16 protein-coding genes are annotated in these 13,557 nt (G+C 46.6%); 7 read left to right on the top strand and 9 right to left on the bottom strand.

Annotated features, from left to right (window positions below):
- Position 1 precedes the first annotated feature (1 nt).
- Positions 2-421: a hypothetical protein gene (locus F941_RS16465; protein WP_005008025.1), complete on the bottom strand. Its 420-nt coding sequence runs from the start codon at positions 419-421 to the stop codon at positions 2-4.
- 130 nt (positions 422-551) lie between these two features.
- On the opposite strand from F941_RS16465, the gene F941_RS03655 reads away from it, so the two are divergent.
- Complete coding sequence (locus F941_RS03655; RefSeq protein WP_005008023.1) at positions 552-1,520, top strand: MBL fold metallo-hydrolase; 969 nt, start codon at positions 552-554, stop codon at positions 1,518-1,520.
- 161 nt (positions 1,521-1,681) lie between these two features.
- On the opposite strand, the gene F941_RS16865 is transcribed toward F941_RS03655, so the two are convergent.
- Together F941_RS16865 and F941_RS03650 are read right to left on the bottom strand one after the other, a co-directional pair.
- A complete protein-coding gene (locus F941_RS16865) occupies positions 1,682-1,795 on the bottom strand; it encodes a hypothetical protein (protein ID WP_018572368.1) in 114 nt (37 codons plus the stop codon).
- 284 nt (positions 1,796-2,079) lie between these two features.
- The gene (locus F941_RS03650; protein WP_005008021.1) at positions 2,080-2,703 is read right to left on the bottom strand and encodes a LysE family translocator; all 624 of its coding nucleotides are present in this window, start codon (positions 2,701-2,703) and stop codon (positions 2,080-2,082) included.
- 171 nt (positions 2,704-2,874) lie between these two features.
- On the opposite strand from F941_RS03650, the gene F941_RS03645 reads away from it, so the two are divergent.
- Positions 2,875-3,330: a DIP1984 family protein gene (locus F941_RS03645; RefSeq protein WP_005008019.1), complete on the top strand. Its 456-nt coding sequence runs from the start codon at positions 2,875-2,877 to the stop codon at positions 3,328-3,330.
- 222 nt (positions 3,331-3,552) lie between these two features.
- Here the strand turns inward: F941_RS03645 and F941_RS03640 are convergent, their stop codons facing one another.
- On the bottom strand, positions 3,553-3,741 hold the full coding sequence (locus tag F941_RS03640; RefSeq protein WP_005008017.1) for an NF038215 family lipoprotein: 189 nt from the start codon (positions 3,739-3,741) through the stop codon (positions 3,553-3,555).
- 232 nt (positions 3,742-3,973) lie between these two features.
- Here F941_RS03640 and F941_RS03635 point away from each other — a divergent pair, with 232 nt between their 5' ends.
- The 5 genes from F941_RS03635 to F941_RS03615 all read left to right on the top strand — a co-directional run bounded on the left by F941_RS03635 (position 3,974) and on the right by F941_RS03615 (position 9,615).
- Positions 3,974-4,522 carry a TetR/AcrR family transcriptional regulator gene (locus tag F941_RS03635; RefSeq protein WP_005008015.1) on the top strand — a complete coding sequence of 183 codons (549 nt, stop codon included), beginning with the start codon at positions 3,974-3,976 and terminating at the stop codon, positions 4,520-4,522.
- A 12-nt stretch (positions 4,523-4,534) separates the two neighbouring features.
- A complete protein-coding gene (locus F941_RS03630; RefSeq protein ID WP_005008012.1) occupies positions 4,535-6,187 on the top strand; it encodes an MFS transporter in 1,653 nt (550 codons plus the stop codon).
- 86 nt (positions 6,188-6,273) lie between these two features.
- Complete coding sequence (locus F941_RS03625) at positions 6,274-7,386, top strand: HlyD family secretion protein (protein ID WP_005008010.1); 1,113 nt, start codon at positions 6,274-6,276, stop codon at positions 7,384-7,386.
- A 72-nt stretch (positions 7,387-7,458) separates the two neighbouring features.
- The gene (locus tag F941_RS03620) at positions 7,459-8,325 is read left to right on the top strand and encodes a 1-aminocyclopropane-1-carboxylate deaminase/D-cysteine desulfhydrase (RefSeq protein ID WP_018572367.1); all 867 of its coding nucleotides are present in this window, start codon (positions 7,459-7,461) and stop codon (positions 8,323-8,325) included.
- Positions 8,326-8,415: 90 nt separating this feature from the next.
- Complete coding sequence (locus F941_RS03615) at positions 8,416-9,615, top strand: BaiN/RdsA family NAD(P)/FAD-dependent oxidoreductase (protein ID WP_005008006.1); 1,200 nt, start codon at positions 8,416-8,418, stop codon at positions 9,613-9,615.
- A gap of 178 nt (positions 9,616-9,793) precedes the next feature.
- On the opposite strand, the gene F941_RS16605 is transcribed toward F941_RS03615, so the two are convergent.
- The 5 genes from F941_RS16605 to eutC all read right to left on the bottom strand — a co-directional run bounded on the left by F941_RS16605 (position 9,794) and on the right by eutC (position 13,544).
- Complete coding sequence (locus F941_RS16605; protein WP_005008004.1) at positions 9,794-9,943, bottom strand: hypothetical protein; 150 nt, start codon at positions 9,941-9,943, stop codon at positions 9,794-9,796.
- Positions 9,944-10,103: 160 nt separating this feature from the next.
- Positions 10,104-10,277 (bottom strand): hypothetical protein, encoded by a 174-nt coding sequence (locus tag F941_RS16600; protein ID WP_005007998.1) that lies wholly within the window; start codon positions 10,275-10,277, stop codon positions 10,104-10,106.
- Positions 10,278-10,344: 67 nt separating this feature from the next.
- Positions 10,345-12,075, bottom strand: coding sequence for a mechanosensitive ion channel (locus F941_RS03610; RefSeq protein ID WP_005007996.1), 1,731 nt, complete (start codon positions 12,073-12,075; stop codon positions 10,345-10,347).
- Positions 12,076-12,313: 238 nt separating this feature from the next.
- Complete coding sequence (locus F941_RS03605; protein ID WP_005007994.1) at positions 12,314-12,592, bottom strand: hypothetical protein; 279 nt, start codon at positions 12,590-12,592, stop codon at positions 12,314-12,316.
- Between the two features lie 133 nt (positions 12,593-12,725).
- The gene (eutC, locus tag F941_RS03600) at positions 12,726-13,544 is read right to left on the bottom strand and encodes an ethanolamine ammonia-lyase subunit EutC (protein WP_005007993.1); all 819 of its coding nucleotides are present in this window, start codon (positions 13,542-13,544) and stop codon (positions 12,726-12,728) included.
- Positions 13,545-13,557 lie beyond the last annotated feature (13 nt).

Here is a 13,557-nt window from a genome sequence, read left to right as displayed (position 1 = left end):
TTTACACTCCACCTAAATCTTGTGTGATTTCGAACTTTCTACTTAGATCGATACCCGATTTTTCAAAAAAATCAAAATGGCTCTGTTTATCTGGAGGTGTACCTAAGCCGTCTAATGGTTCAATTTTTCCTTTCGCAAGGTGTGTTCCAATGGTTTTACCTAAGTTCTTAAAGCTTTTCTTAAGTTGCTTATATTTGTCTATAGCTTTGGTTTCATCAGTAAACATAGACAAGCCTAATAACGAACAACGGAGAGTATCGCTTGTAGCATTTACAATTCTTTGAGGCTTGGTTTTACCTTGAGGAATAAAACTAGCATTACATATAGGATTAAATACAAATCTATATGCCTCAATATTAATATTCAAACAATTCGCAGGCGGGCAACTAGGGATATTACAAAGATCTTTTGAGTATTTCATTGGTATAAATGCCTACACATATTAAGTTTAGAGTAAGTATAATTATTGTACACAAAATGATTTAAAATATAAAAAAATAATAATTAAATATGATAAAAATAATTATCCCTTTAAAACTTATAAGAATCCCATGAAAACTTTACAAAATCTATTCGTAGCACTAGCGCTAAGTACAACAGCCATCACCACTCAAGCCGCTGAACCAACCACCATCACAGCACCTAAACAAGTGGCTGGCTATTACCATCACCAAATAGGTAATACCCAAATCACTGCCCTGCTCGATGGCACTAATTTCATGTCGCCTAAACTCTTTCAAAACATTCCAGAAAAAGAAGTCCATGAAATATTAAAGAAATACGCTGCTGACCAAGCCAAGGGCGTACAGACCTCTGTCAATGCCTTCCTCGTGAATACAGGTCATTCACTGATTTTGGTGGATAGCGGTGCTGCGAACTGTTTTGGCGCACATTTGGGTTCAGTGTTAAGCAATTTAAAAGCATCTGGCTATCAACCAAAGCAAGTCGATACCATCTTGCTGACGCACCTACACCCAGACCATGTGTGTGGTATTAGCCAAAATGGCGTGGCAAACTTTCCAAATGCAACGGTTTATGTTTCGAGCGATGAAGCGAACTATTGGCTAAACCCGAAACAGGTCGAAAAGCTCCCGAAAGAAAAACAAGCCGGCTACCTAGGAACTGTTGAAAAAATTAAACAAGCCATTGCGCCCTATCAAGCCAAACAACGCTTCAAAACGTATCAATTGGGCGATCAAGTTCAGGGCTTTAAAGTTATTAATACCGCGGGGCATACGCCGGGACATTTTAGCTATGAGCTGAAAACCAAGGATGAAACGGTGGTCTTTATTGGTGACATTGTGCATTCACATACTGTGCAATTCGACAAGCCAGAAACCGCTATTGATTATGACATCGACCCGAAAAAAGCAGTGCAAACACGCTTAAAACAATTTGCGGAATATGCAAAAGGCGGGCAAACCATTGCAGCACCACACTTGCCATTCCCTGCTATTGGACATATCTATTCGGCAGATGGGAAAAGCTATCAATGGATTCCTGTGCATTTTAAGGATTAATTGATAACAGACTTCCTCCTTTTAGAAGGAGGGAATACTGTTCCGCAAGAGGTAAAGTAGGGCAGAATTTCCCTCTAAAAGACAGCTAAGCAAATAAACCAAGTCAAAAGCACAGCCACAAAAAAGCCCCTATCACTAGAGGCTTTTGCCATATGCACAACTTAGGACAGCACAAACTCCCAAATCACATAGCCAATTCCAAAGCCAAGCAACGAATATGACGTGATAATAAAATAAACAAAGCTCGCTTTATTTTTCTTTTTCCAGAAACTCATACCGCCACCTAAATATGCCAATTTCAATCATGTTAGCGTGTATTAAACAAAAAGTGAAACATTTCCAAGTCATTAATTTATAAAATATTTTAAACACAAACTCATATTTTTCATCACAATAAAGTCAATATACAGATTTGCACTATTTTTCTAATACAGATAGTCAAAATGATTCAGGAATCTCTAAAAATGCCAAAAGCGAGCCGTCTATTTTTATTACTTTGGTCATGTCAAACCTAAGTAAAATTTCTCTCTATGCGCTGATTCGGTTAGGCAACTGAAAATCACTTCATCCCAAAAATCAGCTTCAGCCCCAGCGCCGTCATTACCGCCCCTGCAGTCCGGTCAAAAACCGCTTTAAACTTCAAATACACGCGGCGCGGCTTTTCAGCAGACAGCGCAACAGCCACCAGCGAGCACCAGCCTGCATCAATAAAGAAACATAAAACAGGCAATACAAAATAGTAATAGGTTGGAATTTCTTTCGGCAGCAAGGCCGTGAAAATACTGGCTAAAATAATCGCAATTTTCGGATTTGACAGCTGCGTAATTAAGCCGGTCATAAAGGCGCGGCGCAAGGTCATTTGTGCAGCTACATCCCCCTCTGCATCAATCGGTTCTTTGGCATGCTTAATAATTTTGTAGGCCATCCAAAGCAGATATAGCCCGCCGCAGATTTTTAATGCCAAATACGCCGATGGCACAGCCAATAAAAAGGCCTGCAAGCCTAATACCGCCAGCAAACCAAAGATGGCTGCGCCAGTACCTGTGCCTAAAGCTGTAAATAAGCCATGCTTGCGTGAAATTGCAATTGAATTTTTAGCCACATAAATAGAAGTAGGCCCAGGGCTCATTGCACCTAACATCAAAGCAAATGCAATCGAACCCAAAATCCAAAATGATTCCACGGCAACACCTATAAAGTAAATTCCGTGGCAATTTTACAAGCATCACCGCTGAATATCTCCCTATTTTTCACAGGACTTTGACAAAATCGCCGAATAATTCACTGTTATTTTATTGATTGGCCCATAAATCTATTGCATGATCAGGCTTAAGCAATAAAAGATCTAACAATTATGAAATTAGCGGAAGCGCTGCTGCTGCGCAGCGACATGCAAACCAAACTGGCCTCACTGCAGCAGCGTATTAACAGCAATATTTTAGTGCAGGAAGGCGATACGCCCAGCGAAGATCCAAATCAGCTGATTCAAGAAGCATCAGCCGTGAACCGTGAACTGCATGATTTAATTCAGCGCATACACGCCACCAATGCGCAAGCCGCAGCCAGCAACGGTAAAAAACTATTAGAATTAATTATTGAGCGTGATGCGCTAACCAGCCAGCACCGAATTTTACAGCAGGCTATTGACAATTCACGGCGTGAAAATGGACGCTACAGCTCCAGTGAAATCCGCTGGATTAAAACCATTTCTGTCGCTGATATTCAAAAACAGGCAGATGACATCAGCAAGCAGCTGCGTCAAAATAATTTAGAGATTCAAGCATCAAACTGGCAAGTCGATTTAATTTAAAATTTGGATAGCCATCCATCACAGTTCGGGCATATTGGGCGAGTGCAAGGCCTTTTCCGCGTTTGTAAGGCTTTAATTCAACAAGCGCTTGCAAGAAGTAAAGCGTCTGCTTCAAATTTTTCACTTCTCTGACGCAGCACCACGCATCTTTTACTTCTTACATTGCACCATGCACTACCATGCGCTGACAATATGCCCACCCTATACAGCACAGCGCCAGGTTTACTGCTGATGCTGTTGAGCCAATACAGCAGAGTCTTTCGGGATGCGGTAGTCCTGATCATGCGCAGGCACGCCGCCAATAATCATCGTCCGCACTTCGGTACGGGGCTTATTCAGATCATCCTTTGCATCACAGCCTGCCATACCCAGCAGCAGACAGGTCATTATGGCTGCAGATAAAATTTTCATCTTATCTCCTCCATGCTTATTGTTATAACCTTCAGCATAGCATTACTGGATAAAATTACACCACATTTATACACTCTCAAACTGAATAAATTTTCTAAATAAAAACTGCGATTTCAATATATTAAAACGCAATACCAATCACGTTTACAAAATATCACAATCTGCAATATTTACATCGGACACTTTTGTCCGTTAAATTATTGCCAAAACTGATTATCGATAAGAAAACCGCATGTCTCTACGCCAAGAACGCGCTGTGCAAAACCGCGAAGAATTGCTTTCCGCAGCCATCAATATTTTCCGTACTCACGGCATTAATGCACCGCTGCAGCTGATTATTGATGAGGCGCAAGTAGGGCGGGCAACGTTTTACCGCAACTTTTCAGACCGGCGTGAACTGGTGCTGGCACTGATGGAGCAGGCGCTGGACCGTTTAGAAAATCGGGCTCGCAATCACGCTCAATATGAAGACGGCTTTATCCGCTTGATTCAAGACCATATTCATAATATTCCCTACCTCACGGCATTAATGGAATATTGGCGGGTGATCGGGCGCAATGATCCAGCCATGGTGCTGATTTACCAGCGCCGGGATCAAATCTTACAGCCGCTGATTGATACGGCGATTGCCAATGGCGTTTGCCGCTCAGATTTTAGTCCGCGCGACTATTCCATGGTCACCTCAATTTTGAGGGCTGCTTTACAGGGCTATACAGATTCTGATCAGGAGATCTTAGCGGCCCGCGCCGTAGATCTGCTGCTTAACGGCATCCGCCCATAGCAAGGCAGCAGCATGGCTCAACCTCCCCGCCTGCTGGAACCGGCTCCGGACTGGACAGCAGAAGAAAAGCCGACTTTGCCAGGTTCGCCTGCGGCCATTGCGCACCCGGCTTATAAGCGTATTTTATATTTTGTGATTGGCTTAGTTGTTGCCATTTCAGGCAGCCTCAGCAATGGCTTCATCACCGCGAATTTGCCCTTGATTCAAGGTGAATATGGCTTAACCCCGTCAGAAGCCGCATGGATTCCAGCGGCCTATGTCATGGCGAATGTCAGTTCAAACTTGATTCTATTTAAGGCGCGGCAGCAATATGGACTGAGGCTGTTTTCCGAAATCGGCCTTGTGGTTTTTATTGCAGTGATGGTGCTGCACCTGTATGTGCATACCTTTGAAATGGCGGTATTTGTGCGCATGGTCAGCGGCCTGGTGGCTGCGCCGCTCAGTTCTTTGGGCATGTATTACATTATGCAGGCCTTCAGCCGCGCCAATTTTGGGCGCGGTTTATATTTGGCTCTGGGTTTCCAGCAATTGGGCATTCCGCTGGCGTGGATCATGTCACCTTATCTGGTTGATGTGAATGACTGGGCGCTGCTGTATACCTTTGAACTGGGGCTCGCGCTGTGCTGTCTGGCCATGGTGGTTTCCTTAAAGCTGCCGCGGAGCTTACGGATAGAAGTCTTCGAATTTCAAGATATTTTCACCTTCATTCTGCTGGCAACCGGCTTTGCATTTTTATGCATCGTATTGACTCAAGGCCCTATTCAATGGTGGCTGAATGCTGACTGGCTAGCTTATCTGCTGATGGGCGCGCTGATTTTAATTACCGTGGGGCTGACCTATGAACACTACCGGGTCAACCCGCTGATCATTACCCGATGGCTGGGCGCATCATCGACTGTGCGTTTTATTTTGGGCGCTTTTGCCATCCGTTTTGTGATGTCCGAACAAAGCTATGCCGCCGTGAGCTTTTTAAAAACCATGGGCATGGGGCCAGACCAGTTTGTAAACTTTTATCTGGTGATCTTTTTCGGCATTCTCAGCGGCACTATTTTCAGCGCCCTGACCTTTTCTAAGGACAAAGCGGTTTGGCATTTGCTGGGCGCAGTGGCCTTGATTTTTATTGCCTGCGCGCTGGATCATCACCTGACCAGCGACGTGCGTCCGGAGAATTTTTTCCGCAGCCAGTTTATTGTCGGCTTTGCCAGCGGCATGTTTATTGGCCCGCTGCTGCTGACTGGCATTATCAATGCACTGCAGCGCGGCCCCAACCATATGGTCACCTTCATTGTGCTGTTTTCCGCCAGTCAAACTTTTGGCGGATTAATGGGGTCCTCTTTTTTTTCGACGTATCAGCAAATGCGCACGCAGCATTATCAAGCGGAAATTAGCGCAGATCTGCCCAGCACCAGCCCGCAAGCGGCTCAGCGCCTGCAAAGCTATGCGCAAAGCAATCAACGCTACACGCTAGACCCAGCTCTGGAGCAAAATCAGGCGCTGCGCACTTTAAATCAAGCCGTCACCAAAGAAGCGCAAGTCCGCGCCTATAACGATGTGATTTTCCTCAATCAGCTCTTTGCCGTGCTGCTGCTGTTTTGGGGCCTGTTTATCATCAGCATTAACCGTTACCGCAGCTATAAGCAAAGCCTGCGGCCAGATTCCAGCTGAAGATCCAGCCTGAAATACCCAAGATTCAGGAACAGATCTCCCAATGAATAGATAGCGTTAAACCCAAATTAAATTTAGAGAAGCCCATGTCAGAACACGAAAAGCCAGCAGAAAATGCAGCGCCAGCGCCTAACCCTGCTCCGCAGCCGTCCAGCAAGCTGATTCCCACCGATAAGCGGGTTTTGGTGATGATGTTCTTTGTCCTGCTGGCGGGCATCAGTTTAATTTTATGGGCTTGGAAAATCGGCCCTTTTCATTCGGCCGTGGAATCCACTGAAAACAGCTATGTCAAAGGCAAAACCACGATTTTGTCTTCACAGATTAATGGCTATGTGAAAGATGTGCTGGTCACTGATTTTGAATGGGTAAAAAAAGGCCAGCCCTTGATGCATATCGACACCACCACCTACGATCAGAAAGTCATACAGGCTGAATCTGGCGTCGAGCAGGCGCAAAACAGCTTGGCGAATCAGAGCCAAACTATTCAGCAGCGCAAAGCCGATATTGCAGCGGCTGAAGCCAAAGCCGATCAGGCACGGGCAGCCTATGGCCTGTCTGTGACCCAGCTGCAGCGCTATGCGCAATTGGGTGACAGCGGCGCAGCCTCTAAAACGGAACAGGACCAGGCGCGCGCTGATATGAAAAACAACTTGGCCCTCGTGCATCAGGCTGAAGCGAATATTCAAGTGGCGATCGAAGCCTTAAAAACTGCGGAAGTGGCGCAAACCGGCTTAAAAGCGCAGGTGACGAATGCCCAAGCGCAGCGTGATCAGGCCGTGACCACCAAGGACTACAGCGTGATTACCGCACCGATGGACGGTCAGCTGGGTGAAGTGAGTCCGCGCGTTGGGCAGTATGTGTCTGCAGGCACACAGCTGATGTATCTGATTCCGCAGCAGCGCTGGGTCACTGCCAATTTTAAGGAAACTCAGATTGCCAATATGCAAATTGGCCAAAATGCATGGTTTACGGTGGATGCCATGAGTCATCAAAAATTCAGCGGCAAAGTCGAGCAGATTTCTCCCGCCGCCGGTTCGGAATTCAGCGTACTGAAAGCCGACAATACCACTGGCAACTTTACTAAAGTGGTGCAGCGCATTGCTGTGCGCATTGCCATTGACCCGAATCAACAAGGCATGGAGCGTCTGCGTCCCGGCATGTCAGTGGTAGCGTCAGTCGACACCGGCTCAGCTGATTAAGCTGCGGATAGCGCTCATCAACAGGAATCCGCTACACTACAGCGGATTCTGTTTACCTGAATGCGCATGTTTATGTTTGACGCCCTTGCCCAAGCCATTCCTTATAACACCGTACATCTGCACGGCGTGACGCTGGCCATCAAGCGGCTGGATTCAGTGCATCCGAAAATTTCAGGCAATAAATTCTTTAAGCTGAAATACAACTTTGCAGCGGCCCAGCAGCAAGGCCTCAAAAAGGTGCTGACCTTTGGCGGCGCTTATTCCAATCATATCGCCGCTACGGCTTATGCAGCCCATCTTTTCGGCATGCAAAGCATTGGCATTATCCGCGGCGAAGAGCTGGCGCATAAAGCGCTGAATCCGACCCTGCAAACCGCGCAGGACTTTGGCATGCAGCTGCAGTTTGTCAGCCGTGAAAAGTATCGGCAAAAACAGTCAGCAGATTTTATCCAGCAGCTGCAAGCCGAATTTCCAAACGGCTATATTATTCCTGAAGGCGGCACCAATCCCCTTGCCATTCAAGGCTGCACAGAAATTTTAAGCCCTGCCGATTTAGAAAATTTTGACCTGATTTGCTGCGCCGCAGGCACTGGCGGCACCATTGCAGGCTTAATTGAAGCCAGCGCTGCGCATCAGCATGTGCTCGGATTTTCGGCGCTGAAAGGTGATTTTTTGACGCCAGAGGTGGAGCAATGGACCGCGCGGCGCAACTGGCGCATCACCGATGAATTCTGTCAGGGCGGCTATGCCAAAACCACGCCAGAACTCATGCAGTTTATTCAAGAGTTTGAAGCTGCATACAGCATCCCGCTGGAGCAGATTTATACCGGCAAAATGCTGTTCGGCATTCAGCAGATGATCCTGCGCGGTGAAATTACACCCGAACAGCGGATTCTGGTCCTGCATACCGGCGGTCTGCAAGGGAAAATACAGCGCTGATTCTTACAGCCGGAAGCCCAAAGCTTTCCCTGAAAATTCGTTCAAAACAGAGTATAATCCGCCTCTTTTCATTCTCCCGCAGGCTGGCTCATGTCCAAAAATCTGTACGATGTTGTGGTGATAGGTGCAGGCGCATCAGGCTTGATGCTGGCGTATAAAGCGGCGCAGCGCGGACGCAAAGTGCTGGTAGTTGAAAAAGCCAACAAAGTCGGCAAGAAAATTCTGATGTCCGGCGGCGGCAAATGCAACTTTACCAACCTGTATGTCGAGCCTGAAAATTTTATTTCCCATAATCCGCATTTTGTCATTTCTGCCCTCTCGCGCTATACCAACTGGGACTTCATTGGCATGGTCTGTGACTATGGCATTGCCTACGAAGAGCGCAAGCATGGACAGCTGTTTACCCTAAATGGTGCAAAAGAGATTCTGTCGATGCTGTTGGCAGAATGTGACAAAACAGGTTTGGTCGATATTAAAACCAGCTGTGAAGTCAAGGCTGTAAATACCGTTGAAGGCCAAGGTTTTCAAGTCGCCACATCACTGGGCTATTTTGAAGCTGAGTCTGTGGTGATTGCATCGGGCGGTTTGTCTATTCCAACCCTGGGCGGTTCTGCTATCGGCTATGACATTGCCAAACAATTTGGACACCATATTTACCCAACCCGTGCCGGTCTGGTTCCCTTTACCTTCTCCGACAGCTTTAAAGACATCACCACCCGCCTCAGCGGCAATGCGGTAGAAGCGACCTTATCCAACAATTTGAACAGCTTTACCGAAGCTTTGCTGTTTACGCACCGCGGACTCAGCGGGCCAAGCTCGCTGCAGCTGTCCAACTATTGGGATGTCGGTCAAAGCTTTAAAATTGATTTTCTGCCGAGTGTAGATTTAGAAGCGTTCTTTAAAAGCAAAAAGCAAAGCCAGCCCAAAGTCTTGCTGCGCACCTTGCTGACTGAGCACATGCCAAAAAGCGTCGTGACTGAACTGCAAAACCTGATTTGGCCTGACAGCGCAGATACCGCAATTGGCAATATCAGCGATGAAAAACTGGAAAAAATTGCCCAGCGCCTAGCGGGCTTTGAAGTAAAGCCTTCTGGAACTGAAGGCTACCGTACAGCTGAAGTCACCCTAGGCGGTGTCGATACCGCCGAAGTTTCATCAAAAACCATGGAAAGCAAAAAGCAGAAAGGCCTATTCTTCATTGGTGAAATACTGGATGTTACCGGCCATTTGGGCGGATTCAATTTTCAATGGGCTTGGGCGTCTGCCCATGCAGCATCTGAATACGTCTAAGTTTGTTTTGTATTGCCACAGCAAGAGAATATTCAAAGCGGCAAGCGTTAAAAAGTACGGTAAAGCTGAATAAAAAAAGCGGTTGATTCAATATCAGCCGCTTTTTTATGCCTGTTTCATTGAGATTGAAGCGCTTAAAATTCTGCGCATCAACACCTTATATTGCGATATCAGGTGATTATTCCAAATAATCGGTCTTAAACAATGAGATGCCTTTCGATGCCGCTAAACGGCCCATCGCCTGTTCCATTTTTGCCAGCGCTGCTGCCTGATGTCCTGTGCGGACAGATAATTGATGATTTAAAGTTGCAATAAATTTATTCAGCATTTTGATTCCCCTTATAAGCCATTCATTGACTAAGCCTGAGCTGATTACAGCACAGCTTTATTTCCATATTATTAAAACTAAATTGCTCTATTTCATTTATATTTTTATGAAATAAACTTAGTTTTGCATATATCAAAAAATACCAAATAAAGTTTAAATTTCAAACACTTTTTTTCTGATCTGGCGCGTCATTTTTCAGCTGCTGTTTATTGCGCTCTATTTCAGTGCGCTTTTTGGCAGCAAAAATATATTTATACGCGCTGGCTAAAAAGCCAATCGTAATTCCCGCAATCACAATTGGGGCAAGCACTTTATTCGGCGCCTTTTTTTGCATTTTACACCTCTCTAAAAGAATGAATCGGCCACGGATAGAGTGGCCGATTCATTATGCATTGAACAGGTTATTCGGGGTCATTTTTTGAAGGCGCATGTGTATCAACCCCCTCTTCTTTTTCACCTTTGGAGCCAAATGGATTGTTGACAGGCTGCTGCTCGGGATCGACATCTAATTGATCCGGCGTTGCCGTTTCTTTTTCCACCACACCCGGCGCTTCCTGATGCTGCACGGTATAGCCGTCATCAAGCGGATCAGGCTGAGCCGCTGCGGATGAAGCTGAAGTTCCGAATCCGCAAGCGCGCGCCTGTTCTTTTACAGGATTCGGCTGACAGCCTTCTTTTTTGGCTTTATCAATCAAATCGGTCAGCACACGTTCCGCTGGCGCACGTCCGCCTAGACCAAAGGCCAAGGCAAAAGCGACCGCGACTGCGCCCAGCGTTAAGCCAAAAGCCAAGTTCACTATGGAATCTGCAATGCCCATGGCGCGCAGGCCCATGGCAACCACTAAGCCCATAATCAGGACACGCACTAAATTGCCCAGCCAGCGAGAACTGTTGTATTCGCCGCGCTGCACCACATTGGCCACAATATTGGCCAGCCAGAACCCGATCACCAAAATCACTGCGCCCAGCAAAATATTGGCGCCAAACTGGATGAACATGGCAATCAGCGTGCTGATTTGCTCAAAGCCCAAACGGTTGGCAGCTTCGGAGACCGCAAACAGCATGGTAAAAAAGACAATCAAATAGCCAACCACATCAGACAGTTTGGTTGTGCCTAAAAAGCGCTGTACATCCACTTTTTCAGGAATGCGGTCTACGCCCGTTCCAGCCACCACCTCCGTGACCAGCTTGGCGACAAAGCGCGAAACCACATATGCCAAAATTAAAATTAAGCCGGCAGCGATAATATTTGGAATGGCAAACATGATTTCATGCAGCATGGCGGTGGCCGGCTGTGAAATAGCCTCGATGCCTAAGGCTTCAAAAGCCACAATCAGCGCGGTAATCATCACCACAGCGAAAACAAATGAGCCCAGCAAATGCGGTAAATTCGAGTTTTTAAACAGGCCTAATTTTTCCGCCTGTGACTGCAGATTGAGGCTGCTGACCAGGCCTTCAATAATCCCCCGGACAATTTTCGCCAAAATATAGCCGACAAAAACAATCACGCCTGCAATGAAGATATTCGGCAAGTACAGCACCGCTTCATTAACCATATTCTGCACAGGATACAGCAGCCCGTTCAGCCCTAAGATGGACAGTACGATCGGCAGGAACAGCAGCAGAATCAGCCAATAGGCAATTTCACTGATATTTTCACTGATGGGGCTGACACCCGCTTCAGAACTAAGTTTTTCATCCAGCTGGGTTTTGCTCAGCAATTTTTGCGAGCCGACTCTGACTAAATTGGCAATGATCCAGCCGATAAAGCCTACAGCTGCAGCAGCCAGCAGCTGCGGAATAAACAGCAGGAATTGCTGGATCATACTGCTGAACGGCCCGCTGACACTGGTTAAATTCAGTACATTCAAGGCGCCAATGACCGCAATAATCAATATGATCCAAAAGACAATGCGCGAAACAATGTTTTCAATATTGGAACGGTGACCCGTGGCGCTGGAAAGCTTTTGGTTGGTGCCCAGCTTTTCCAGCATTTTTTTAATGCCGCCGGCAACCAGCAAAGCCACAATCCAGCCGATAAAAAGAATTGCAACGGCACTTAAGATAGGATGAAATTGATCCCAGTAATACATGGCATCAAAGCGGCCTGAACCTCCAGGATAATCATTCATTTATACGCCCTCATTGTTATTGCTTGATCTATTTTTCTTTACACAAGTATTAATGTGACACAGCGCATAGCAATGCCTGCTCAAATACTTAGAACTTTCCAATCCACCTTAGGATTTGAGTGTTTTTTATTCAACCTTGAACTGCAGAACTACAACAAAAGAGCACAATCACTTGCAAAAAAGCTCTAGCGTCTAAGCCAGAGCTTGCGGTTGATAGATCATTGTTTGAAAATTTGAATCAGTGATCAGAAGCGGTGGCAGTATTGCTGTTCGTTGCGGCCGCTTTATCCCCTGCGGTGCCTGAAGCGGTATTATTCGGCGCCGCTGACTGCATTTCTGGGTTCGGATGCCCTGGAGGCGCATCACTTGCATTCGGCTTGATATCTGCTGACATGTAGATAATCAGCGCAACAAAGAAAATGCCGACTAAGACCAAAATATACACAGGTATGCGTTTCTTCTGAGTGGTTTCTTCCGAACTCGGAGTATGGGGCGGTTTATTAAAATCATGTGTCATAATTCCCCTCACTTTTATTATCTATTGCTGTTTTTTTATACTATCAAACCCTTATGTCATGAAGTGTGAAGAAGCATTGCAAGTTGGTGTAAAGTTGTAAAAATAATCATACAAGCCAAAAACAGCCGCTCATTTAAAACAGCTGCTTCGGCCGCTGAAGCTGATCAGTGACCGCCGCCATTTCATGCTCATCTTTCAGCTGAACGCCAGACAGCCCAAGCTCTGCAGACTTTTTCATTAAGGCGGTTAAGCGCTGCAGCGCAACCTGAATCGAAAGCCCTGCTGGCCGCACGTTGGAAATGCAGTTGCGCATAGCATCACTGCAGCCTACGTGCGCCTGCCACGTGTAGTAAATCCCCATACTGTCGGGTGAGCTTAAGCCTGGGCGCTCCCCAATCAGCATGACCAGCATTTTGGCCTGCAAAATCTGCGCAGCTTCATCTCCCAGCGCCACACGGCTGCCAGTTGCCAAAATCAGCGGCGCGACCCGCCAGCCCTGAGCAATACACGCCTTATATAACTGCTGGATAAAATACGGCGCATTGTCTTCAATTGCTCGGGCAGACAAGCCATCTCCTGCAATAATCACTACATCATAGGCTTCCTTATGCTGCCGGACATAATCCTTAAGCTGCTGCCGGGAGGCTTCTGACAGCTCCCGCCCCCAATCAGGACGTTGCAAATACTGGGCCTTATCCACTGCACAGCTTTCAATCCGCAGTACCTCATGCTGCAGTACCGCCAGCTGCGCTTGAATGCCATCTAAATCCAGCACTTTCAGCACCGCATCTTTGGCTTGGGCATGCGCCAGCTGAAATGCTAAAGCAGGCCGTGTCGGCAAACTGCCGCCTACCCGCCCCAAGGCAATGCGCGCATCGGTAAACTGCTTCAGCTGCTCCCATTCATTATTTTTCGCTTGGGTTTTAAACTGCACATCCTGATGTAATTTCATTGATTAAATCTCC

Source organism: Acinetobacter bouvetii DSM 14964 = CIP 107468 (assembly GCF_000368865.1).
Classification (GTDB): domain Bacteria; phylum Pseudomonadota; class Gammaproteobacteria; order Pseudomonadales; family Moraxellaceae; genus Acinetobacter; species Acinetobacter bouvetii.
This window is presented reverse-complemented; position numbering and strand designations above follow the sequence as displayed.